The sequence below is a fragment of the Saccharothrix xinjiangensis genome (assembly GCF_039527585.1).
Classification (GTDB): Bacteria; Actinomycetota; Actinomycetes; order Mycobacteriales; family Pseudonocardiaceae; genus Actinosynnema; species Actinosynnema xinjiangensis.
Window position 1 is genome coordinate 128,751 of the sequence record NZ_BAAAKE010000013.1, and the last position, 22,965, is coordinate 151,715.

Annotated in this window: 21 protein-coding genes and 2 pseudogenes; 8 read left to right on the top strand and 15 right to left on the bottom strand. The window is 74.2% G+C overall.

What is annotated here, in order from left to right; all coding sequences use genetic code 11:
- Positions 1-137: 137 nt before the first annotated feature.
- The 10 genes from ABD223_RS24785 to ABD223_RS24830 form a co-directional block, all read right to left on the bottom strand.
- Positions 138-305 carry a hypothetical protein gene (locus ABD223_RS24785; protein WP_344038866.1) on the bottom strand — a complete coding sequence of 56 codons (168 nt, stop codon included), beginning with the start codon at positions 303-305 and terminating at the stop codon, positions 138-140.
- Positions 302-445 carry a hypothetical protein gene (locus tag ABD223_RS24790; RefSeq protein WP_344038867.1) on the bottom strand — a complete coding sequence of 48 codons (144 nt, stop codon included), beginning with the start codon at positions 443-445 and terminating at the stop codon, positions 302-304. The genes ABD223_RS24785 and ABD223_RS24790 overlap by 4 nt, the downstream gene beginning before the upstream one ends.
- Before the next feature lie 314 nt (positions 446-759).
- Positions 760-1,389 carry a response regulator gene (locus tag ABD223_RS24795; protein WP_344038869.1) on the bottom strand — a complete coding sequence of 210 codons (630 nt, stop codon included), beginning with the start codon at positions 1,387-1,389 and terminating at the stop codon, positions 760-762.
- On the bottom strand, positions 1,386-2,666 hold the full coding sequence (locus tag ABD223_RS24800; RefSeq protein ID WP_344038870.1) for a sensor histidine kinase: 1,281 nt from the start codon (positions 2,664-2,666) through the stop codon (positions 1,386-1,388). Before ABD223_RS24800 ends, ABD223_RS24795 begins: the two co-directional genes overlap by 4 nt.
- Before the next feature lie 3 nt (positions 2,667-2,669).
- On the bottom strand, positions 2,670-3,410 hold the full coding sequence (locus tag ABD223_RS24805) for an ABC transporter permease (protein ID WP_344038871.1): 741 nt from the start codon (positions 3,408-3,410) through the stop codon (positions 2,670-2,672).
- 10 nt (positions 3,411-3,420) lie between these two features.
- Positions 3,421-4,329: an ABC transporter ATP-binding protein gene (locus tag ABD223_RS24810; RefSeq protein WP_344038872.1), complete on the bottom strand. Its 909-nt coding sequence runs from the start codon at positions 4,327-4,329 to the stop codon at positions 3,421-3,423.
- Between the two features lie 456 nt (positions 4,330-4,785).
- Positions 4,786-5,427, bottom strand: a complete 642-nt coding sequence (locus ABD223_RS24815) for a hypothetical protein (protein ID WP_344038873.1) — start codon at positions 5,425-5,427, stop codon at positions 4,786-4,788.
- Positions 5,424-6,677, bottom strand: a complete 1,254-nt coding sequence (locus ABD223_RS24820; RefSeq protein WP_344038874.1) for a DUF6357 family protein — start codon at positions 6,675-6,677, stop codon at positions 5,424-5,426. Before ABD223_RS24820 ends, ABD223_RS24815 begins: the two co-directional genes overlap by 4 nt.
- Before the next feature lie 294 nt (positions 6,678-6,971).
- On the bottom strand, positions 6,972-8,018 hold the full coding sequence (locus tag ABD223_RS24825) for a hypothetical protein (RefSeq protein ID WP_344038875.1): 1,047 nt from the start codon (positions 8,016-8,018) through the stop codon (positions 6,972-6,974).
- 116 nt (positions 8,019-8,134) lie between these two features.
- Positions 8,135-8,575: a hypothetical protein gene (locus ABD223_RS24830; RefSeq protein WP_344038876.1), complete on the bottom strand. Its 441-nt coding sequence runs from the start codon at positions 8,573-8,575 to the stop codon at positions 8,135-8,137.
- Between the two features lie 179 nt (positions 8,576-8,754).
- On the opposite strand from ABD223_RS24830, the gene ABD223_RS24835 reads away from it, so the two are divergent.
- The 7 genes from ABD223_RS24835 (at position 8,755) to ABD223_RS24865 (ending at position 17,028) form a co-directional block, all read left to right on the top strand.
- Positions 8,755-9,663 (top strand): ABC transporter ATP-binding protein, encoded by a 909-nt coding sequence (locus ABD223_RS24835; RefSeq protein ID WP_380648311.1) that lies wholly within the window; start codon positions 8,755-8,757, stop codon positions 9,661-9,663.
- The gene (locus tag ABD223_RS24840) at positions 9,660-10,454 is read left to right on the top strand and encodes an ABC transporter permease (RefSeq protein ID WP_344038878.1); all 795 of its coding nucleotides are present in this window, start codon (positions 9,660-9,662) and stop codon (positions 10,452-10,454) included. Before ABD223_RS24835 ends, ABD223_RS24840 begins: the two co-directional genes overlap by 4 nt.
- Positions 10,451-11,590: a streptophobe family protein gene (locus ABD223_RS24845; RefSeq protein ID WP_344038879.1), complete on the top strand. Its 1,140-nt coding sequence runs from the start codon at positions 10,451-10,453 to the stop codon at positions 11,588-11,590. Before ABD223_RS24840 ends, ABD223_RS24845 begins: the two co-directional genes overlap by 4 nt.
- Positions 11,569-12,279 (top strand): response regulator transcription factor, encoded by a 711-nt coding sequence (locus ABD223_RS24850; RefSeq protein ID WP_344038880.1) that lies wholly within the window; start codon positions 11,569-11,571, stop codon positions 12,277-12,279. The genes ABD223_RS24845 and ABD223_RS24850 overlap by 22 nt, the downstream gene beginning before the upstream one ends.
- Positions 12,276-13,760 carry a sensor histidine kinase gene (locus ABD223_RS24855; RefSeq protein ID WP_344038881.1) on the top strand — a complete coding sequence of 495 codons (1,485 nt, stop codon included), beginning with the start codon at positions 12,276-12,278 and terminating at the stop codon, positions 13,758-13,760. Before ABD223_RS24850 ends, ABD223_RS24855 begins: the two co-directional genes overlap by 4 nt.
- Positions 13,761-14,158: 398 nt before the next feature.
- Entirely contained in the window at positions 14,159-15,298 is a 1,140-nt protein-coding gene (locus ABD223_RS24860) for a hypothetical protein (protein WP_344038882.1), read from the top strand.
- A 71-nt stretch (positions 15,299-15,369) separates the two neighbouring features.
- Positions 15,370-17,028 (top strand): family 43 glycosylhydrolase, encoded by a 1,659-nt coding sequence (locus ABD223_RS24865; RefSeq protein ID WP_344038883.1) that lies wholly within the window; start codon positions 15,370-15,372, stop codon positions 17,026-17,028.
- Positions 17,029-17,110: 82 nt separating this feature from the next.
- Here the strand turns inward: ABD223_RS24865 and ABD223_RS24870 are convergent.
- From ABD223_RS24870 to ABD223_RS24885, 3 genes and pseudogenes are all read right to left on the bottom strand, one after another.
- A pseudogene (locus tag ABD223_RS24870) lies at positions 17,111-17,521 on the bottom strand (ABC-2 family transporter protein); the annotation flags it as partial.
- Positions 17,522-17,735: 214 nt separating this feature from the next.
- Positions 17,736-18,377, bottom strand: a pseudogene (locus ABD223_RS43645) (ABC-2 family transporter protein); the annotation flags it as partial.
- A gap of 110 nt (positions 18,378-18,487) precedes the next feature.
- Entirely contained in the window at positions 18,488-19,489 is a 1,002-nt protein-coding gene (locus tag ABD223_RS24885) for an ABC transporter ATP-binding protein (protein WP_344038957.1), read from the bottom strand.
- 208 nt (positions 19,490-19,697) lie between these two features.
- Between ABD223_RS24885 and valS the strand changes: the two genes are divergently transcribed.
- Positions 19,698-22,244, top strand: coding sequence for a valine--tRNA ligase (valS, locus tag ABD223_RS24890; protein ID WP_344038887.1), 2,547 nt, complete (start codon positions 19,698-19,700; stop codon positions 22,242-22,244).
- Between the two features lie 35 nt (positions 22,245-22,279).
- On the opposite strand, the gene ABD223_RS24895 is transcribed toward valS, so the two are convergent.
- Positions 22,280-22,408 carry a hypothetical protein gene (locus ABD223_RS24895; protein ID WP_344038888.1) on the bottom strand — a complete coding sequence of 43 codons (129 nt, stop codon included), beginning with the start codon at positions 22,406-22,408 and terminating at the stop codon, positions 22,280-22,282.
- A 24-nt stretch (positions 22,409-22,432) separates the two neighbouring features.
- Entirely contained in the window at positions 22,433-22,918 is a 486-nt protein-coding gene (locus ABD223_RS24900; RefSeq protein WP_344038889.1) for a hypothetical protein, read from the bottom strand.
- Positions 22,919-22,965: the final 47 nt, after the last annotated feature.

A 22,965-nucleotide genomic window follows, 5' to 3' on the forward strand; every position in this document is an offset into this window, starting at 1 on the left:
GCGTGGTCGAGCCACGCGGCCAGGAACCTCTGCCGCGGGACGCCCCAGGGTGTGGCCGATGAGCACGTCCAGGATCGGGTAATAGGTCAGCGAGGCGAGGAGCACGGCCGCCGGGTACGCGAGCGACCGCCGCGCGGTCACCGCGACCCGGTCGCCCGCCCCGACGCCGCGGGCCGCCGCGCGACCGCCTCGGACCACTCGTCCAGCTCGCGGTAGGTGATCCGGGCGCCGGGCGTCGACACGGCGGGCGCGCCGGGCCCGGCCCGCGCCCTGGCGCGGACGAGTTCGGGCAGCGTCGCGTTCACCGCCACCCCCGCGCGCCGTCGGCTCGGAGCGGGCGCCGGTCGGACGCCCCCGCCCACTCCCGCAGGACCGAGACGAACGCCGCCGGCAGCGCCTCGGCCTGCTCCTCGGCGACCGTGTCCTTCTTGTAGGTCGTCGACACCGGATGAGGTGGAGGTGGTCCAGGTGGCGCCGTCGAAGCGGTCGCAGACGTGCGCGACGTGACCGGATGCGCCCGAACCGCCGGAGTTCGCGGCCCACCAGGCGATTGCGCCGACCGCGGGTGTCGAATTCACCGGGCACGCCGTGCTGCGCGGCGCGAGACCCCCATCGGTGGGCCGTGCCGCGGCCTTGGAGGTATCCGGCGTCGGCGCCGTTGCGCATGAGCCGGTAGGCGGCGTGGTCCGTGCAGAGGAACCGCGGGAGTGCTCGGGCTCGTCGTGCTCCCCGCAGGCCCTGCCGGTGCCCGGCCCGCCGTCAGTCCCGCGGCGCCAGGTAGCCGCGGGAGAACGCGGCGGCCACGGCGGCCGCCCGGTCGTTGACGCCCAGCTTCGCGTACACGTGCAGCAGGTGAGTCTTGACCGTCGTCTCGCTGATGAACAGCCGCTTCGCCGCCTCGCGGTTCGTCGAGCCCCGGGCGATCAGCTCCAGCACCTCCAGCTCGCGCTGCGACAGCGGCGCCGGGGCCGGTCTGCGCACCTGCCCCACGAGCCGGGTCGCGACGGTGGGGGAGAGCACCGCCTGTCCCCGTGCCGCCGCCTCCACCGCGCGGACGAGCTCCTCCCTCGGCGCGTCCTTGAGCAGGTAGCCGGTGGCGCCGGCTTCGATGGCCGGCAGCACGTGGCTGTCCGTGTCGTACGTGGTGAGCACCAGCACCCGTGACGGCACGCCGCGCTTCGCCAACTCCCTGATGGCGGCGACCCCGTCGGTCCCGGGCATCCTCAGGTCCATGAGGATCACGTCGGGGCGGAGCCGCTCCCCGGCCGCGACCGCCTCCGCGCCGTCACCGGCTTCGCCGAGCACCTCGAAGCGCGGATCGGCGCCGAACATGCCCCGCAGCCCGTCCCGCACCACCGGGTGGTCGTCGACGATCAGCAGCGAGATCAACCCTCACCCCCGGCGGGGATCGCCGGCACCGTCACCGTGATCGCGGTGCCGCCACCCGGCTCGGACTCGACGTCCAGCCGCCCCGCGAGGCGCCGCACCCGCTGCCGCATGCCGGCGAGCCCGAAGCCCCCGTCCGGGGAACCGCCGGCGCGCTTGGCGTCGACCAGGAAGCCCACCCCGTCGTCCAGCACGTCGAGCGTCACCAGGTCCTCCATGTACGACAGGGTCAACGCGACCCGGTCGGCCCGTGCGTGCTTGGCCACGTTGGCGAGCGCCTCCTGCGCGGTCCGCAGCAGCGCCACCTCCACGTCGGTGCGCATCGGCCGGGCGTCACCGGTCGTGGTCAGCACCGCCTCGACCCGGTTCACCTCCGACCAGCGCCTGGCCACGTCGCCGATCGCGTCCGGCAGGCGGGACTCCGCCAGCGCGGACGGTCCCACCGCGCGCACCGTCCGGCGGGCCTCGACGAGGCTCTCGCGGGCCAGGTCCATCGCGTTCGCCACGTGCCGGCGCGCCGTCGCCGGGTGGTCCGACGCCTGCTCGGCGGCCTGGAGCTGGGTGAGGATGCCGGCCAGGCCCTGGGCGAGGGTGTCGTGGATCTCCCCCGCCATCCGCTGCCGCTCGTCGAGCACGCCGGCCTCGCGGGCCTGCACCAGCAGTTGGGCGTGCAGGCCCGCGTTCTCCGCCAGCGCGGCCTCCAGGTCGGCGTTGGCCCTGTGCAACTCGACCAGCGCCCGCTTCTGCCGGTCGTTGCGCCGGGCGGACATCACGTCGGCGTAGAAGGCCGCCATGGCCAGCACGGTGGTGATCGCGCTGACGGCGGGCCACTTCCACCACTCCTTGGCGGTGATGCCGGCCGACCCTCCCACGTAGGAGACCGCCGTGACCGCGGACGTGACGGCCACGCCGACGTACCGCCACCGTCCCTTCAGGTACTGGAACGCGTGCACGTAGCCGATGAAGGCGAAGAAGCCGAACCAGGGCGTGAGCAGCACCAGGCAGGCGGTCATCGCCACGAGCCCCGCGTAGTACAGGCCCATCAGCGGGCCGTCGCGGTGCGACTCCGGGTGGAGCGTGTGGAACCACAGCACCCACGCGGTGAGCGCGGTCGAGAGGCCGAGCGCCGCGGGGAGGTGCACCTGCGCGCCCCAGAGCGGCTGCAACAGGGTGAACAGGACGCTGACCGCCAGCAGCGGGTACGGGAGCACCTCCAGGACCGCGGTCTCCTTGCGCTCCCAGCGGTCGAACTCCTCGCGCAACTCGGCCTCGACGCCCACGACCTACTCCCAGCGGAAGTACCGCGCGGCCGGAACCCCGGCCAGGACCGCCCACCCCAGCACCACGGCCAGGTGCAGCGGCTGCGGCCAGTGACCGGCCGTGGCGTCCTGCAATGATTGCACGCCCGCGCCCAGCGGGGTGACATCACTGATCGCGCGCAGGACGTCGGGCATGCCGGCGCGCGGCAACCAGAGGCCGGCGAAGAACACGAGCGGGAAGAACACCAGCGTCCCGATCGCGCCGGCGCTCTTGCCGGTCGACGCCAGGGACGCGACGAGCAGGCCGATCGTGAACACCGACAGCGCCGTCGGCAGGTAGCCGGCCAGGTAGGCGGGCAGGTGCCGGGGCAGGCTCACGTCGAACGCCAGCCGACCGATGGCGAGCACGACCAGCGCGGTCGCCGCGGACAGGACCAGGGCCATCAGCAGTTGCGCGCCGAGCATGGTCCTCGGCTCGACCGGTGTGGTCCGCATCCGCCGCAGCACGCCCTTCTCCCGGTAGGTGGCGAACAGCTGGGGCAGGCAGTTGAGCGCGAACATGGCCAGGCCCAACGCGACGGTGATCGGCACGTACAGGTCGATCGCCCGCAGGCCGACGGCGTCGTCGGAGGGTTCGCGCATCGCGGGGATGGCGCCGAAGACGACCAGCAGGAGCGGCGGGAAGGCGAGCGTGAAGAACACGAGCACCGGCTCGCGGAAGAACAGCCTGGTCTCGGTGGCGGTGAGTCGGTACAGGGCGGGCACGGCGGTCTCCTCAGGGGTTGGCGGGGCGGCCGGTCAGCGCGACGAACGCGTCGTCCAGCGAGGTCTGCTCGACCCGCAGCTCGGCCGCGGTGATCCGGTGGCGGGCCAGCACGGCGGTCACCGCGACCAGCAGGTCCCCCGTGCCGGTCACGACCAGCCGGTCACCGGCCTGCTGGACGGAGGTGACCTCGGGCAGCGCCGTCAGCGTGGCGTGGTCCAGCGGCGCGGACGGCCGGAAGCGGACGCGCTGCCGGTCACCGATCCGCGAGACCAGCCCGGCCGGGGAGTCGAGGGCGACGACCCGGCCGGAGTTGATCACGGCCAGCCGGTCGCAGAGCCGTTCCGCCTCTTCCATGAAGTGCGTGACCAGCAAGATCGTCACACCGCGGTCGCGGACGCCCGCGATGAGGTCCCACGCGTCGCGTCGGGCCCGGGGGTCGAGGCCGGTGGTCAGCTCGTCGAGCACCGCCACCCGCGGGTCGCCGATCAGCGCGAGCGCGATCGACAGCCGCTGCTTCTGCCCGCCGGACAGCCGCCGGAACTGCGTGTCGAGCCTGTCGGTCAGGCGCAGGACCTCGACCAGCTCCCGCCAGTCGGCCGGCCGGCGGTAGAAGGAGCTGTAGAGCTCCAGCGCTTCGCGGACCTTGAGCTTGTCGGGCAGCTCGCTCTCCTGGAGCTGCGCGCCGAGCAGCTGCCGCAGCTCGCCGGTGTCGCGTCGCGGGTCGAGGCCGCAGACGCGGATGGTCCCGCCGTCCGGGGCGCGCAACCCCTCGACGCACTCGACGGTCGTGGTCTTGCCGGCCCCGTTGGGGCCCAGGATGCCGAAGATCTCGCCCTGCTCGACGGCGAAGCCGACCCCGTCCACCGCGGTGTGGTCGCCGTAGCGCTTGACGAGGCCGTGTACCTCGATGATCGCCATGCGGAAAGCCTGCCGACCGCGGGGGCGCGCCGGATCGACCACGCGGGCGGGGATCACCGCGGACGCGGTAGACCCCCTCCATCCTCCGAACGGAGGATGGAGGGCGGGGCGGTGACGTGCTCGCGGCCCGGTTCGGCGGGCGGCGTGAAGGGGAGGAGCGGGAACCCTTCGACCACCGAACTCCCGGGCGTCGTGGCCGCGGGTGGTGGTCGCGCGGCTTCGCCGCGTTGTCCGACACCGTCCGCGCCGCTTCGGCGGCCGTGCGCAACCGGTCCGCCAACCCCCCGCTCGACCGGCCGACGCGCCGATCTCACCGGTCACCGCCTCGTACCCGGTCGCTCCCCCTCCGGTGACGTGGAGATCGGGCCGAGCTGCTGCGCCCGGGGCGACGCCCCGGGCCGACTCGTGCGGTGAGCGGGTGCCGGCGTCAACTGGCGGATCTTGCGGAGGACCGCGTCAGCCGCGCCCGCAGCGCGCGTCGATGACGGCCTGCGCGTCGCCCGGCAGCGTCGTCGGGTCGTCGAAGAAGCGGCGGGATTGGCAGATCCGGACGAGGCCGTCCCACACCTCGCGGTACAGGAGGAGGTCCGCTTGCAGGTTCTCCGCCTGGCGCGGGGTGAGGGGGAACTTGTAGTTGCCGTCCCAGTGGCCCTGTCCCACGTCGAGGTCGAGCAGGTGCGCCGTTCCGCGCCGGATGATCCCGGGTGCCCAGTTCCAGTCGGGGCCCTGGGGCCGGAAGACCTCTTCGTCGTCGTCGGAGAGCCGGAGGAAGACCGCCCGGTCGCCGGTCACCCCGTCCACGAGGGCCGAGGCCAGGGTGATCCACACGATCGTGTCGTCTTGAACGCCCAGGTGGGTGGCCGTCCAGCGGTTCGCGGGAGGCGCGGAGGGGAAGTCCCACGCCACCGTTCGCGCGGTGTCGGGGTCGTAGCGCGCGACCGAGGGCTTGAGCGGGCGGATCTCGTGGGCGCCGCCCAGCACGTCGATCACCGTTCGGGCTTCGGCGCTGTCGACCGGTTTGCCCAGCGCGGTGGTGAAGGTCTCGCGCGGGGTCGCCGGGAGCGGTCGCTCCGCCTTGGTGCGCTTCGACTTGGTCATGACCAGTGCCCGAGTTCGGCGTCGACGCGGGGGTCCGTGCGCACCCACACCTCGCCGGTGGCGGCTGCCGGCGGGGTGTCGACGCGTTCGAGCCCGAGTGCCTCGACCACCCTCAGGGCCTCGTCCCGGGCTTCGCCCGCCTCCTCGACCGTGCAGCTGTCGAACAGGACGTAGTGCACGTCCCAGCGGTCGTTGTAGCCGGAGTCGGCCCAGGTCCGGCAGAAGCGGTCCACCGCCTCCGGGTCCAGGGGCGCGGTCGGGGGCTGCTCCCGGCCGGCCGCGGCGAAACCCCGCGCGACGTCCTCGGCGCTCCACCACCGGGCTGCCTCGGCCACCGCGGCGGGCGTGAAGTCCTCCGGCGCGAGGAAGACCTCCAGCAGCCGGTTGAGGCCGGTGGCCTCGATGCCCGACCGGGTCGCCTGCAAGCGGGACACCAGGCCGTCGGACGGGGCGCAGGGGCCGGAGAAGGTGAAGACGCCGGTGGCGGCTGCCGGGGCGCCGTCGGGGTGCGCGGGGGTCGTGCCTGCTCGCGGCACGTGCTTCACCAGGTCGAGGAGGTCCGTCGGCACACCGTCGTACAGCGCTGCCCGCGCGTGGGCGTCGTCGGGGGCGTTGAGCGCGCTGGTGTGGTCGAACGTCAGCACCAGGCCGCGGCCCTCGGCGGTGAACCAGGCGTCGACGGTGTCGCCGTCGCCGTTGCCGAAGCCGAAGTGCGTGACCCCGGCGACCGTGGTGGGCTCGCGTCCGTCCACGTGGGTCAGGACCCGCAGTCGACGGCGCAGCTCGCGCGGGTGGGTTCGTCGCAGCACGGACCCGTCGAACTCGCGCCGGAGTGCTTCTCCGTGCGCTTCACGGCTCTGGTGGGCGTCACGCGCGCCCTGTTGGCGGAGGTGGGCCGCTCGTGCCCGCACGAAGTCGGCGGCGTCCGCCAACCAGGGGCCGTGGTGGTCGAGAGCGGTGAAGCCACCGCTGACGAAGTGGGCCGCCTGGGTCCGGTAGTCGTCGTGGTCGGTGACGACGCGGTACTCCTTGCGCGAGTCCTGCCACCCCTTCACCCGGCAGATGGCCCCGACCTCGAACATGAGCAGCAGCGCCTCTTCGTTCTCCTCGTCCTCGATGCCGAACGACGTGTTGTCGACATCACGGCGGCGGGCGATGAACTCGAAGAACGCGTCGACGGCGGAGCGGGCGCCACCCGGGAGCCATTCCTGCTCGTCGTCCTTGTCGTCGCTGAAAGTGAGCGGTCTCATCGCCATCCTCGGTGCGTCGGGCTGCGGGTTCTCCCGGAACGTCGCGTGCGACGCCCAGTCCACCACGAGACCCCGACACACCCGGTACCGCGGTGGAGCGCCACGTCGTGACGCGGCGCCGCCGACGCCTGCCGACGGGCGTGCGTTGACGAGCAGCACGGCGGCGCCGGCGGGCGGGACAACACCGGCCTGGTCGCCGCGGTTCGTGCCACGGGGCGCCCGCGGCTCCGGTCCGGTCCGCTGACGCGGTGGCGGCGGAGGCACGCTGAGCGCGGCCTTCGGCAGGACGCGGGTTCAGGCCTCTTCGTCCGGGTAGAGGAAGAGGTGCAGCAGACCCGGGTCGGGCGCGCCGATCGCCTTGGTCCACCGCCGGCCGTCCCACCCGCACACGACGTTGATCGGGTCGAACCCGGCCTCGGTCGAGAACGCGCCGGGGTGCCGCGTGCGCACGAGGTCGGTCCACCACCCGGGGACCGCGGCGAGCAGGTCGGTCTCGTCGCTCGCGCCGAACCAGCGCACCGCGGCGCCGAAGAAGGTCTCGGTGTCCTCGACGTCGAAGCCGACCAGCAGCGCGCGGTCCGCGTCGACGCGGTGCAGCTGGAACCAGTCGCCGCCGCCCGCGACGTGCCGCCCGTCGCGTTCGTCCAGCAGTTCCGCGCCGGCGAGCAGGTCGGCCAGCTCGTCCGGGGGCGGCAGCTCCACCACCGGGCGCCCGTCCGCCAGCGGCAGCGGGCCGTCGACCGGTCCCAGCAGGTAGCCGCGGACCACCGTGGCGGCCGGCGGCACCGGGCGCGGGGGGAGGCTGATCGCGAACAGCCACGACTTCGCCTCCCGCAGGTACGCGAACCGGGGGAACACCTCGTCGTCGGGACCGTCCAGGAACGGCTGCTCGAACGGCAGGGGCTCGCCGCGGGCGGACCCGCGCACGGCTCCGCGCGTGGCCCCGGGACCGATCTCGACGAACCGCTCGACCCCGGTGACGCGATCGACGTGGATGAGCGTCGCCCGCTCGTCGTCGACCAGCTCGGCCCGCACCGGCCGGTCCGCGCCGACGTGCCGGTTCGACCGCCGGTCCTCGACGTTCGACGGCACCATGCACACCACCGTGTCGCCGAACTCGCCCAGCCACACCTCCGCGGACTCCGGGTGGGACTTCTCGAACAGCGGGCACGCGCACGTGTGGTCGTACACCCGGCCGGGGAAGAGCTGCTCGGCGATGGCCCACCCGGACCGGGTCCGCGCCGCGGCCGCCGCGAGCGGGTCGTCGGGGCCGGGTCGCAGGTAGGCCTCCCGCATCGCCACGGGCGCGCGTTGTGATCCGAAGCTGCGGTAAGCCACCATGGTCGGGCATTGTGCCCGCGCGGCCCTCGACCAGGTGGCGGCGCCGGGATTTTTCCTCCGACTTCCCGATGTCGTGGGCGATCGCGTGCGGACCCCGGGTGCCCGACCGGCGCGCGTCAGCGGCGGTCGGTGGCCAGGACGACGAGGAACTGGCCGCCGCCCGCCTGGACGTCGGCGGTCACCGGCAGCCCCGGGACCAGTCGGGAGAACCGGTCGACCAGCCACTCGGCCGACGCCCGGGCGTCCTGCCTGGTCGGGCAGCGGGCCACCACCTCGCGGCCGCCCTTGCGCTCCAGCCGGTCGGCGACGGTGACCAGCGGCGCGGGGTCGGCCACGTGCAGGTGGTCCGGCCAGGCGATGACCACCTTGACCGCGCCCTTGCGGGTGTTGCACCCCCGGTGCGCGAGCCGCTCGGCGACCTTGGCCTTCCGGTCGGCGGTCCGGCTGTCCACGCTGGGGCCCCTCGGGTCGTTCACCGACATGTCGGGGTCGACCGGTTCGTCGCACACCCAGCACCGCCAGCCATCGCGCTCGGCCACGTCATCGAGGAGGCTCATCCGAGCAAACTAGCCTGCCCGGACGCCACCCCGCGCACCGCACGGGCGGTGGGACCCGGATCTGGGTGTTCCCTGTGAATGCGCCGCCCTGAGCGGGGGGCGGGGGCGGGATCCTGCGGGTTCTCCCAGGAACTCCCGGGGATCGGTCAGGTCGGCTCTCCAGGCTCGGGCCCATGACGATGATCGAGGTGCGGGGGCTGACCAAGAGGTACGGGCTCGACACCGTGGTGGACGACCTGTCGTTCACCGTCGAGGCCGGGCGGGTGACCGGGTTCCTCGGGCCGAACGGCGCGGGCAAGTCCACGACCATGAGGGTGATCCTCGGGTTGGCCGCGCCCACCCGGGGGTCGGTCACGATCGGCGGGCGGCGTTACCGGGACCTCCCCGTGCCGTTGGCCGAGGTGGGGGCCCTGCTCGACGCGGGCGCGGTGCACGGTGGGCGGAAGGCTCGTGACCACCTGCTGGCGCTGGCCGTCGGCAACGGGTTGTCCCGGCGTCGGGTGGACGAGGTGCTCGCGCGGACCGGGCTCGACGGGGTGGCGCACAAGCGGGCGGGTGGGTTCTCGCTCGGCATGAGGCAGCGGTTGGGCATCGCGGCGGCCCTGCTCGGCGACCCGCGGGTGCTGATCTTCGACGAGCCGGTGAACGGGCTCGACCCCGAGGGCATCCGCTGGATCCGCGACTTCATGCGCTCCCTGGCCCGCGAGGGTCGCGCGGTGCTGGTGTCCAGCCACCTCATGGGCGAGATGGCGCGGACCGCCGATCACCTGGTCGTGATCGGTCGGGGCCGGCTCATCGCGGACACGAGCACGGCCGAGTTCCTGCGCGGCCGCGGCGAGGGCTCGGTGCTCGTCCGCACGCCCGAAACCGCCGCGTTCGCGCTCCGGCTGACCGCGGCCGGCGCCACCGTGCGGGAGGGGCCCGACTCGTCGCTGGTGGTCTCCGGGTTGACCGGGGAGGAGATCGGGCGGCTCGCCGCCTACCACGGCGCCGTGCTCGGCGAACTCACCCCGCAGCGGCCCTCGCTGGAGGACGCCTTCATGGAGCTGACCAGGGACAGCGTGGAGTACCAGGGGGTGACCGCGTGAGCCGGCCCGCGCACCGGGCGCGGTTCGGCCACGCGCTGCACGCCGAGTGGGTCAAGCTGCGCAGCCTGCGCTCCACCTGGCACACGCTCGCCTGCCTGTTCGCGGTCGGGCTCGGCATCACGTCCCTCGCGACGGGGCGGGCGGGCGAGGAGTACGCGAGCGCTCCGGCCGCCGAACGGCTCGCGTGGGACCCGACCGGGCGCAGCCTGACCGCCTACCTCGTGGCGCAGCTGGTCATCGGCGTGCTCGGCACGCTGGTCGTCACCTCCGAGCACGCGACCGGGCTGGTGCGGACGTCGCTGGCGGTGACCCCTCGCCGGCACCGGCTGCTCGCGGCCAAGGTGGTGGTGGCCGCCGCCGTCGCCGTGGTGGCGGGGCAGGCGCTGATGTTCGCCGGCTTCCTCCTCGGCCAGGCCCTCCTCGCCGCCCAGGACGTGCCGCACGCGGCGCTCGACGACCCCGGCGTGCTGTCCGCCGTCGTGGGCGGTGGGCTCTACCTCGCGGCGATCGCGCTGCTCGCGATCGGCCTCGGCACGATCCTGCGCGCCACGGCGGGCGCGCTCACCGCGCTGGTGGGCATCGTGTTCCTGGTGCCGGCCCTGGCGGGCCTGTTCCCCTCGTGGTCCCGGGGCCTGCTCGACTTCTGGCCGACGCGGGGCGCGGCCGCGGTGTTCGCGACGGCGCCGAACCCCGCCTACCCGCACCCCTGGCTGAACCTGGGCGGGATGTGCCTCGGCGTGGCCGCCGTGCTGGCCGCCGCGTTCGTCGTCTTCCACCGGCGTGACGCGTGACGGCGGCGTGGCGGGGCGCGGCGGCGGCGGTCGCGGCGCTGGCGGCCATGGCGGGAGTCGCCGCGGTCGGGCTGCTGCTCCTCGACGCCGGCCGGTTCGGCGGGTTCGGCCGGGTGACGGCGGCCGTGGTCGCGATGGCGCTGGGCGGTTCGGCGGAGTTCGGCGCGGTCCCGGCGGGTGGCGCGCCGTTCGCCGTGCGGGGCGGCCTCGACCTGGTGCCGTCGGGGGTCGCGTTGACCGGCGCGGTGGTGCTGGGGTGGTTGCTGTTGCGCCGCCGGGACGGGTTGCCGGTCCGTTGCGCGGCGGCGGCCGCGGTCTTCCCGGTCGGCGCGGTGGCCGTCGCGGTGGCCGCCCGGGGCGCGGTGACGCTGCCCGGTGACGCGGCGGGCGGGGTGCCCGGGGTCTGCGGGCTGCCCGCGGTGGGGCCCTTCGGGCGCGGCGGACCCCTCGGTCGCGTCGGGTCCGCGGACCAGCTCGGCGTCGGGTTCTCCGTGCCCGTCTGGCCGGTGGCGGTCGGGTCGGTGGTCTGGGTGTTGGTGGTCGTGGGGGTGTGCCTGCTGGTCGCGCGGCGCCGGATCGCGGCGCGCGGCGCGCTGTGGGCGGCGGGCGGGCTCACCGCCGCGTGCCTGCTCGTCGCGTGGGCGCTGGGCGGTCCGGCGGTGGCGGGCGGCGCCCTGCTCCTGCTGCCGTCGGCCGTGTTCGGCGTGCTGTCGCCCGGGCTGGGCGTGCCGTGGTCGGTCGGGGCGGGCGGCGCGCTCGCGTGCGTCCTCGACGGTGTCGCGCCACCCGCGCCGGGCGGGCCGCCGACGTGGGTGGCGGTCGCCGTGCTGACGGCCCTCGGCGTCGTCGTCGCCCTGGCCGGCGGTCGGGGTGGGCTGCCGCGCCGGGTCGCGTGGCACGGCGCGGTGGCGGGTGTGGCGCTGGGCGTGCTCGCGTGGCTGTCGCGGGCGTCGGTGCGGCTGGGCGTCGAGGCGTTCGGGTTCTCGTTCCCGGTGTTCGACGCGTGGGCGGCGGCGGACCCGTTGACCGCGGTGGGGCTGGGCGCCGCGGGCGGCGTCGTGGGCAGCGTGCTCGTCGAGGGGTTCCTCAGGGTGGCGCCCGTATCGTGGCCGCCGTGGAGGGACCGGGTGGGGTGACGACGCTGCTGGTGGTGGACGACGAGGCCACCGTGCGCGAGCTGCTGTCCGCGACGCTGCGCTTCGCCGGGTTCCGGGTGACGTCCGCGGCGACCGGCGCCGAGGCGGTCGCCGCGGCCACCGCGGAACCGCCCGACCTCGTGCTGCTCGACGTGATGCTGCCCGACGTGGACGGGTTCGAGGTGGTCCGGCGGCTGCGCGAGCAGCGCGCGGAGGGCCGCCACGGGCCCGTCCCCGTCCTGTTCCTCACCGCCCGGGACCGGCAGGCCGACAAGGTCACCGGCCTGTCCCTGGGCGCCGACGACTACGTGACCAAGCCGTTCGACCTGGAGGAGCTGATCGCCCGGATCCGCGCGATCCTGCGCCGCACCTCGGGCCGGCGGGAGGGCGTGCTGACCGTGGGCGCGCTCGCGCTCGACGCCGAAGGGCACCGGGTGACCCGGGCCGGGCTGCCCGTCCGCGTCTCGCCCACCGAGTTCCGGCTGCTGCGCTACCTGATGGAGAACGCCGGGCGCGTGGTGTCCAAGGCCCAGATCCTCGACCGGGTGTGGCGCTACGACTTCGGCGGCGACGCGGGCATCGTGGACACCTACATCTCGTACCTGCGGCGCAAGGTCGACGCCGAGGAGCCCAAGCTGATCCACACCGTGCACGGCGTCGGGTACGTGATGCGGGAACCCGCGGGGTGAGGCGCGTGCTGGGCCGGCTCTCCCTGCGGGTCAGGCTGCTGCTGCTCACCGCGAGCCTGCTGCTGGCCGGGCTGGGCCTGGTCGGCGCGGTCGTGTCCGACCAGCTGGAGCGCTACCAGCTCGACCGGGTCGACGCCCAGCTGCACTCGCTCGGCGAGATCATCTCCCGGGTGCCGGCCACCGGGCCGCTCGACGCCGTCGACACCGCGCCCCGCGCCGACCTCCTCGACCCCGCCCTCGGCCTGATCGGCACGCCCTACCTCGTGTACCTGGGCGCGGACGGCGCGGTGGTGGGCGGCCTGCGCTCCAGCCGCCTGGACGGCGCGACCCTGCCCGGACCCGACGAGCTGCGCGCCGTGCCCACCGGCGGCGAGCCCGTCGACCTGCGCGCCGCGGACGGCTCGGGCCGCTGGCGCGCGGCCGCGCGGCCGACCACCGGGTGGGCCGGGACGGTCGTCGTCGCCGCGCCGCTCGCCGAGGTCGACGCCACCACCGCCCGGCTCCGGACGACGAGCCTGGTCAGCGGCGCCGTGCTGCTCACGCTGCTGACGGCGGTCGGCTGGTTCGCCCTCGACCGGGGTCTGCGTCCGCTGCGCCGGATCGAGCACACCGCCGCCGCGATCGCCGACGGCGACCTCACGCGGCGGGTGCCCGTCCTCGCCGCGCCCACCACGGAGGTCGGGCACCTGGCGACCTCGCTCAACACCATGCTCGGCCAGCTCGAACAGGCCTTCGCCGACCGGGCCGCGTCCGAGGCGCGCATGCGCACGTTCCTCTCGGACGTCAGCCACGAGCTGCGCACCCCGCTGTTCGGCATCAAGGGCTCGACCGAGCTGTACCGGATGGGCGCGATGCCCGAGCGCGCCGACGTGGACGAGGCGATGCTCCGCATCGACCGCGAGGCCACCCGGCTCACCAGCCTCACCGAGGACCTGCTCCTGCTCGCCCGGCTGGACGAGGCGCCCGGAGCCCAGCTGGACCCCGCCCCGATGGACCTGCGCACCCTGGCCAACGACGCCCGGCACGACCTGCGCGGCCTCGACCCGTCACGCCCGGTCGAGCTCACCGGCCCCGGCGGGGTCGGGCCACCCGGCCCCGCGCCCGTGCACGCCGACGAGGACCGCCTGCGCCAGGTCGTCACCAACCTGATCGGCAACGCCGTCACCTACACCCCGCCGGGCGCCGCCGTCCGCATCGGCGTGGGCACGGCGAACGGCCGCGCCGTGCTCGAAGTGGCGGACCGGGGCCCCGGCCTGACCGCCCACCAGGCGGCACGCGTCTTCGACCGCTTCTACCGCGCCGACCACTCGCGCCACCGCGCGGGCGGCGCCAACGCCGGGCTCGGCCTGGCGATCGCCCGCGCCCTGGCCCGCGCCCACGACGGCGACGTCGAACTCGACACGGCCCTGGGCGAAGGCGCCTGCTTCCGCCTCGCCCTGCCCCTGCTCGACCTCGCCCCTCCCGTGCCCGACCGGCGCTGAGCACCGGCCGCCCGCGGCGCCGGGCCGCACCCGGATTCCCGGTCGGGTGGAACCCCCGACCGGCCGGGACCGTCGAAGCCGCCGGAGTTCGTGGGACGAGGAGTCGGCGCGCGGTCCGTCCTGACGGGTGGCCGGCTCCGTCGGCGGAACGGTGGTGGACGGGTGCGCTGCGAGTCGCTTCTCCCCGGTGAACGGGTGTGGGTCTAGTGCCGAACACGCCGTCACCGCCGCCGTACCCGCAGGGGCCCGGTGTTCCCGGACCGGGTGGCCCGGGGCCCGGTGCGCCGAACCAGGGCGTTCCGAACCAGGGGAGCGGACCGCAGCCCTGGCCCGCCTACCCGGCCGGACCGGCCTGGTCACCCGCGCCGCCACCGCCGCCCCGGCGCGGCAACGGGCCGGTGTGGGTGGTCGTGGCGCTGGTCGTGGTGCTGGTGGCCGGCGGGGTCGTGGCCTGGTTCACCCTGGGCGGTGGCGGGTCCTCGGACGACGGCGGCGACGCCCGCGGCGGCGAGGTGACCGAGGAGGCGGGCTGCTCGGGCGACTACTGCCTCGGCGAGTACCGGTACGTCAACGCCTGCGGCCTCCTCGACCCGTCGAGCACGGCGGCCCGGGTCGGCCCGATCGGCGACGAGGGCCTGCTGGTGCAGGAGTCGTTCGCCGACCCCCTGCCGACCGCCGACCCGGCGTCGCCGTGGCCCTTCTCCGCGCGGTCGCTCTGCGACATCAGGCCGGTCGACCACCAGGGGGCCGCGTTCCGCAGCCTCTCGCTGGACCTGGAGCAGTACGCCGAGGCCGACGTGGTGGAGGCGCCCGCCGAACGGGGCCGGTCGCTGCCCGGCGTCGACAACGTCGTCGTGCGGGACGAGGACGGCGCCGTGGAGGTGTTCGGCCAGGTCCGCAACTTGCGCTTCAGGATGAACCTCGTCTGGAGCACCAAGAAGCCGCCCATCCCCGAAGCGACGATCACGGCGTTGGTCAAGGGCGTCGTCGAGGGGGTCGCCACCGGCCCCGGCGCGGCGGAGGACCTCGGTGAGCTGAGCCAGGGCGGGCGGCGGGTGGTGACCGACGCCTGCACCGTGTTCACCGGCGCGGACTTCCAGGACGCGGTGGACTACGCCGTCAACCCGGCCAACGTCGACCGCAGCTACACCACGACGTCGACGGGGTCGATCACCAGGACGTGCCGGCGGACCACGGCCACGATCGACCGCGAGCGGCCGGCCCCCGGGGGCACCACCTACCTGGACGGGGCGATGTCGCCCAAGGTCACGGTCACCCAGCACCCCGACGCCGCGGCGGCGCGGGCGGCGGTGGCGAAGGACCGCCGGGACCTCGCGGGCGCGGTGGAGATCCCCGGCGTCGGCGACGGGGCCGTGTTCGGCGCCGGTCCCTCCGCCTTCAGCCTCCAGTTCACGCACGGCTTCCACCAGGTCCGCGTCGACTGCGGGCTCAGCAACGGCAACGCGGACTGGACGCCCGCCGACATGCGCGCCCGCCTGGAACCCCTCGCCGCCGCCATCGCGGCCCGGATGCCCTGACGACCGGTTCACCTGCACGGGCGCGTCCGTCGGCGGGCGCGGGGGCCGGGTCGGGCGGCAGGATGGCGGGTATGCGACTCACCGCCCTGTTCGTCGCCGCGCTCGTGGTCCTGTCCCTCGTGCCCGCAACGGCCTCGGCCCACCCCGCCCGGGGGACCGACGCGACCTACCACAACGACGCCGCCACTCCCGGTGCTGACCCGTTCGTGCTGTTCGACCGCCCCAGCGGCTATTACTACGCCTACTCCACGGAGGGCGCCGACCCCGGCCACCACTTCGCGATCTACCGCTCACCCGACCTCGCCACGTGGGAGCACCTGCCCGGCGGCGCGCTGCGGGCCGGGCAGGACGGCGACTGGGCCCACGACTGGTTCTGGGCGCCCGAGGTCTACCACAACCCGGACACCGGCCTGTACTTCCTGTTCTACGCGGGCAGGATGAACCGCGACGTGGCCGCGCACTTCGGGCACGCGGACTTCGAGGAGCCGTGCAAGGTCGGCGTCGCGGTGTCGCGCTCGCCCGCCGGGCCGTTCCACGACATCACCGAGGCGCCGCTGGACTACCACCCGTACGACCCGGCGTACCACGACGTCAACCTGATCATGGACGCCGAGCAGAAGAAGCCGCCCGCCACGCTGGAGGAGGGCCGGACCGCGCCGCTGGGCACCTACATCCCCTACATCGACCCCAACGTCTTCTTCGACGCCGACGGCCGGGTCTACCTGTACTTCTCCCGCAACGCCTACCGCAACTGGGTGTGGGACGACGACCTCGGCAAGTACGTCGAGGAGTCGAACATCTACGCCGTCGAGCTGACCGGCGACTGGTGGCGCGACCCCACCGGCCGGACCATGCCGGCGATCGCGCCCGCCTACCGCGACGCCAACCGGGCGCCGGGCGACGCGCCGGGCGTCCGCAAGGACGGCTACGTCCCGGTCCTGGCCTACGGCTCCGACAAGCAGGCGTGGGAGAACGCGCACGTCGACGACTACGCGAAGTCCGGCGGCGAGAAGAAGGACCGGCGGTGGGCCGAGGGCTCGACCACCACCAGGACCACCGACGCGCAGGGCGCTCCCCGCTACCACCTGACCTACTCGGCGAACAACTACGAGAACGAGTTCTACGGCGTGGGCTACGCGACCGCCGACGGCCCGCTCGGCCCCTGGCGCAAGGCCGCCGAGAACCCGGTGCTGTCCCAGGACCCCGCCGAGGACCTGTACTCGACCGGGCACGGCAGCATCATCGGCTCACCGGACGGCGAGCAGCTCTACTACGTCCACCACGGCCGCCCGTCCACCACCTCCTCCCGGGCGCTCTACACCTCGCGCCTGCACCTGGGCGAGGAGCTGTCCATCGACGCGTCGACGTCCGACGAACCGCTGCCGTCCGGAGTCGGTCCGCTGCGGATCCGGGCCGACGACCGGGTGCTGCGCACGGGCCCGGACGGCTCCGCGACCACGAGGGTCCGGGTGACGAGCGCCCGCGGCGCCGAGTTCGACCCGACCAACCCGCAGAACCGCCTCCGCGCCGTGCTCCGGCCCGCGGACGGTGGCGAGGTCGTCGTGCGGGGCGATCGGGTCACCGTCACCCCCACCGGCCGGCGCCCGCTCTCGCTCACCGTCACGTACCAGCGCCAACTCGCCGACGGGAGCTACCGCGACGTGGCCAACACCGGACCGCGCCACAGCACTCCGGTCGAGGTCGCGCTCCCGGTGGTGGTGCGGCCCTGAGGGCGGAGGCGCGCTCCCGGGACACCCGACGACCCGATCGGGGCGGCTCCCGCACAGGTGGTCCGCGCGGGCGAGGGGCGGTTCAGGCCGAGGCGCCGGAGTAGCGGCGCAGTCCTGAGTGGAAGAACCGCCGGGTGAACCAGAAGGCCACGGCCGCGAAGCAGAGCTCGACCAGCACGGCCGCCGCGGAGAGCCGCGACGTGATGGCCTCCGCGGGCAGCGTGACCGCGAAACCCACGGGGACCACGAACGTCAGGGTGTACCTCAACCACGACGGGTAGATGGTCAGCGGCCACCGGGACGCCTCGTACACCGACTCGAACAGCGAGACGACCTCCGCGATGTCCACGAGCCAGAAGGCGGTGCACACGAGGCTGAACAGGAAGCAGTACAGGATGAACAGCCCGACCGCGGCCGTCAGCGCGAACAGGAGGAGGTCGACCGGTCCGGTGCGGCCGGCCGAGCCGAGCACCCCCGCGGTGACCAGGCCCGCGCCGGCGACCGCGGCGGCGACGGCCGGCGGAGTGGAACAGCTGGATGAAGAAGTTGGCCCGGTACTGGAGGTCGTTCATCACCTGGACGCGCAGCAGGTGCCGCGCCAGCCGGACGTGGTGGACGCGCATGACCGCCTCGATTCGACCTCGGTGCCCGACCGACGTGTGCCTGCGCACCGCGCGGCGCCAGACCAGGGCCACCGCCGTCCCCGCCACGGTGGTCCAGAGCAGTTGCACGACCAGGCCGCGCACCACCTCGCCGGTGGTCAGGGTGCCGGGCAGCGACTCGACGGGGAAGCCGAAGGTCCAGGGGAACGGCGTCAGCTCGGCGGCGTCGCGCAGCCACTGCGGCAGCAGCGACATCGGCATCATCCGACCCGACAGCAGGATTTCCGCGACGAGGAAGACGTCGAAGAACGCCGAGGACCTGGTGGTCCAGAACGAGGTCAGGCCGAGCAGCCACAGGTACAGCGCGCGGATCAGGTAGGCGCCCCACACCGCGACGGCGAACACCGCGACCTGGAGCGGCGTGACCGACAGCTCCGGGCGGACCACCGGCACCAGGACCGCGGCGACCGGCAGCCAGAAGGCGATCATGACGAGCTCCCACCCGGCGAACATGGCGATGTCGTGGTGGACCGGGTGCACCGGCCGGAGCATGAGCGACGAGAACTGGCCCGACACGATCCGCGCGGAGAACCCGTACGGGGTGAAGGCGACCACCATGTTCCGCACGAGCATCCAGACCAGGAAGTACGCCGAGAGCGCGCCCGCGGTCCACCCGCCGACCGAGCCGCCGCCCGCCCGCGCCGCCGCGTGCCAGAGCGCCAGGTAGATCAGCGACTCGACGAACATCGCGGCCAGCACCAGGTAGTTGGTCGCGCGGTACTGGAACTGCCTGCTGATGGAGAACCTGACGGCGCGCGCGTAGAAGGTCGCGAGGTGCCGGACGCCGTCCACCCGGCTCACTCCGCGTCCCCCGCGGCCGGCGCCAGGTCGATCACGTCGTCGACCGGCGGGTCCTTGATCGCCAGGTCGGCCACCGCGTGCGCGGCCAGGATCGCGGCGACCACGCCGGCCGCCTCGGCCTTCGGCACGGCGAGGACGACCGAGTGCCCCTCCCGGGAGACGACCTGCCCGTACGCGGACAGGTCGACGTCCGGCTCCTCCGGGGTGAGCCGGATCTCCTTCGAGGTGGCGAGCGCGGCGCTCAACGCGTCCAGCGGCCCGTCGTACCGGACCCGCCCCCGGTTGATGATCGCCACCCGCGCGCACAGCGCCTCGATGTCGGCCGGGTAGTGGCTGGTCAGCAGGACCGTCGTGCCGTCACGGCGGTTGTGGTCGGCGATGAAGGACCGCAGCCGCCGCTGGGTGGCCGCGTCCAGGCCGAGGGTGGGTTCGTCGAGGAAGAGCACGCGCGGCCGGTGCAGCAGCGACCCGGCCAGCTCCACCTTCACCCGCTCGCCGAGCGAGAGGTTGCGCACCGGCCGCCGCAGGAGGTCGCCGATGCCGAGGAGGTCGACCAGCTCGTCCCTGGTCCGGCGGAACTGCGCGTCGGGTACCCGGTAGATCGCCTGGTTGAGCTCGAAGGACTCGACCGCGGGAAGGTCCCACTGGAGCTGGTTGCGGTTGCCCATCAGCAGGGCGATCCGGGACAGGAAGGCCCGTTCCCGGCGGAACGGGACGTGCCCGAGGACGGTGACGCTGCCGCCGGTCGGGTGGAGCAGCCCCGAGAGCGCCTTGAGCGTCGTGGTCTTGCCGGCGCCGTTGGGGCCGAGGAAGCCCACCACCTCGCCCTCGCCGATCTCGAAGGAGGCGTCGCGGACCGCGGCGACGGTGCGCGTCCGCCTGGCGAACAGGCTGCGCGCCGCGGCGGCCCCGCCCGGTCTTCCGGCTCGGCGGCCGCCCCGGCCGCCGCCGGGGCGGGGCGGGACCTCTTGGTGACGGCTCCGTGACCGCGGGCACAGGGCGTCGACCGACCCGCCGCGAACGGGCGATCACGCGTGCCCCCCGACCCCGCCCGGACCGACTCCCACCTGGGGCGGAGCGCGCCATCACCGCCGGATGGGCAGGTAGGGCGTTGCGCTAGGCTGTTTGGTCACACGGGTCGTGGCAGGCAGGGAGTCGCCGTCGTGCCCGTGCGCATCCGGTTCGAGTTGATGAGGTGGCGAGCGCGTGTCTGAGTTCACGCCGAACGTTCCAGAGCGGCCGTCCCTGGACGGTCTGGAGCTCAAGTGGGCGGCTCGGTGGGAGGAGTCGGGGGTATACCGGTTCGACGCCCCCGGTGACCGCTCCGCCGTCTTCTCGATCGACACGCCGCCGCCGACCGTCAGCGGCTCGCTGCACGTGGGCCACGTGTTCTCCTACACGCACACCGATGTCGTCGCCCGCTTCCAGCGGATGCGGGGCAAGCACGTCTTCTACCCGATGGGGTGGGACGACAACGGGTTGCCGACCGAGCGGCGGGTGCAGAACCACTTCGGCGTGCGGTGCGACCCGTCGCTGCCCTACGACCCCGACTGCACCTACCCGGAGCCGCTGGCGAAGAAGGGCGAGCGCCCTCTCGTCAACCTGTCCCGGCGCAACTTCGTCGAGCTGTGCGAGAAGTTGACCGAGGTGGACGAGCTCGCGTTCGAGGAGCTGTGGCGCAGGCTGGGCCTGTCCGTCGACTGGTCGATGACGTACATGACGATCAGCCGGCGGGTCCAGCGGCTCTCCCAGCTCGCGTTCCTCCGCCTGGTGCGGAACGGCGAGGCCTACCAGGCCGAGGCGCCGACGCTGTGGGACGTCGGTTTCCAGACCGCGGTCGCGCAGGCCGAGCTGGAGGACCGGGAGCACCCCGGCGCGTGGCACCGGATCGCGTTCCACGCGCCCGGCGGCGAGAAGGTCTTCATCGAGACGACCCGCCCCGAGCTGCTGCCGGCCTGCGTCGCGCTGATCGCGCACCCGGACGACGAGCGCTACCAGGGGCTGTTCGGCTCCACCGTGACCTCCCCGGTGTTCGGCGTGCCCGTGCCCGTCCTGCCCCACCCCGCGGCGGAGCAGGACCGGGGCGCCGGCATCGCGATGTGCTGCACGTTCGGCGACATGACCGACGTGCAGTGGTGGCGCGAGCTGAAGCTGCCCGCCCGCACGATCATCGGCCGCGACGGGCGGATCCTGCCGGAGGCCCCGGCCGGCCTCGACGGCGCCGAGGGCCGCGAGGCGTACGCCTCGCTGGCCGGCGCGACGGTGCACACGGCCCGCGAGCGCGTGGTGGCGATGCTGCGCGAGTCCGGCGACCTGGACGGCGAGCCGCGCAAGGTGGTGCGGCCGGTCAAGTTCTACGAGAAGGGCGACAAGCCGCTGGAGATCGTGTCCAGCCGGCAGTGGTTCATCCGGTCGCTCTCGCACCAGGACGCCCTGCTCGACCGCGGCGCGGAGCTGGAGTGGCACCCCGCCTACATGAAGGCCCGCTACGACGACTGGGTGCGCGGCCTCAACAGCGACTGGCTGGTCAGCCGCCAGCGGTTCTTCGGCGTCCCGTTCCCGGTGTGGTACCCGCTGGACGAGGACGGTGAGCCGGTCTACGCCGAGCCCATCGTCCCCGGCGAGGAGTCGCTGCCGGTCGACCCCTCCTCGGCCACCCCGCCCGGGTACGACGAGGGGCAGCGCGGCCGCCCGGGTGGCTTCGTCGGCGACCCGGACGTGATGGACACGTGGGCCACGTCGTCGCTCACCCCGCTGATCGTCTGCGGCTGGGAGTCCGACCCCGAGCTGTTCGCGCAGACCTTCCCGATGGACCTGCGCCCCCAGGGCCACGACATCATCCGGACCTGGCTGTTCGCCACGGTGCTGCGGTCGCACCTGTCCGAGGACGCGGTGCCGTGGCGGCACGCCGCGCTGTCCGGGTGGATCCTGGACCCGGACCGCAAGAAGATGAGCAAGTCCAAGGGGAACGTCGTCACCCCGATGCACCTGCTGGAGCAGTTCAGCGCCGACGCGGTGCGGTACTGGGCGGCCAGCGGCCGGCCGGGCACGGACACGGCGTTCGACGAAGGGCAGATGAAGGTCGGCCGCAGGCTGGCCACCAAGCTGCTCAACGCGAGCAAGTTCGTGCTCAGCATCCCGGAGCCGGCCGCGGGCGCCGAGGTGACCGAACCGCTCGACCGCGCGGTGCTCGACCTGCTCGACGACGTGGTCGCCCAGGCCACGGCGGCGCTGGAGGCGTTCGAGTACACCACCGCGCTGGAGGTCGCGGAGCGCTTCTTCTGGCTGTTCTGCGACGACTACCTCGAACTGGTCAAGCCGCGCGCCTACGCCGACATCGGCGGCGACGCGGGCCGCGAGTCCGCGCGGCTCGCGCTGCGCACCTCGCTGTCGACGCTGCTGCGGCTGTTCGCCCCGTTCGTCCCGTACGCCACCGAGGAAGCCTGGTCCTGGTGGCACACCGGGTCCGTGCACGCCGAGTCCTGGCCCACTTCGGCGGGCGGCGGCGACGCGTCGTCGGCGGAGCTGGTCGCCCTGGCGACCACGGCGATCAGCGCGGTGCGCAAGGCCAAGAGCGACGCCAAGCAGTCGATGCGGGCGCCGGTGGAGAAGGTCCGCGTGCTGGGCCCCCGCGAGCAGCTCGACCGGATCGGGCTGATCGCCGAGGACATCCGCGCGGCAGGCCACGTCGGCGTGGTCGAGTTCGACGCCACGACCGAGGCGCTCCGCTTCGAGGTGACCCTGCCCGAATAGCGGCGCCGGTGGACCGGGAAACGCCTGCCCCGTGATCACGGGGCAGGCGTTTCCCGTGCTTGCCCGGAGGTGTCCTCGAAGGTGACGACCGCCCGGTAGCGCGCTCGACCGCCGCGCACGACGTCGATCGCGGTGTTGATCTCCCCCACCGGGAAGGTCTCCACCAGGGGGCCGATGCCGCGGCGCGGTCAGTAGATCCGGAGGCCTTCCGAGGCGCGGGCGGTGTCCCTCGTCGGGTCCTCCGCCCGGGGCTCGAAGCGGAGGACGGCGCCGGTGGGCGAGACCTCCTCGATCGTCACGGTGACGCCGTTGCCCAGGGACAGGTAGCCGGTGCCCATCAGGTTCGCGCGCACCGTCCTCATCTCGGTGCGGACCACGGTGAAGTCCACCTTGTTCGGCGCGCCGTGGGTGACCGTGAAGCCGGCGCAGCCGAACCCGGGGGCCAGCGGCACCTGGACGGTGCCCGACACCCGGAGCCGGCAGTCCGCGTCCGCGCACGCCGCCGGGTCGGTGTCGGCCGGCGGCGGGGGAGGGGACGTCGGCGCCGCGCTCGGGGTCGTCGTGGCGGTGGGGGCGCCGCTCCGGGCCGAGGCGGTGCCGGGTGTGCTCGTCGTGCAGCCCTGCGCCAGGAGCGCCGCGACCACCAGGGGCAGGGCGGGCCGGATCTTCCGCATGGTCCGTTCCTACCGGCGCGCGGGTCCCGGCGCCGGCGTCGTGTCCG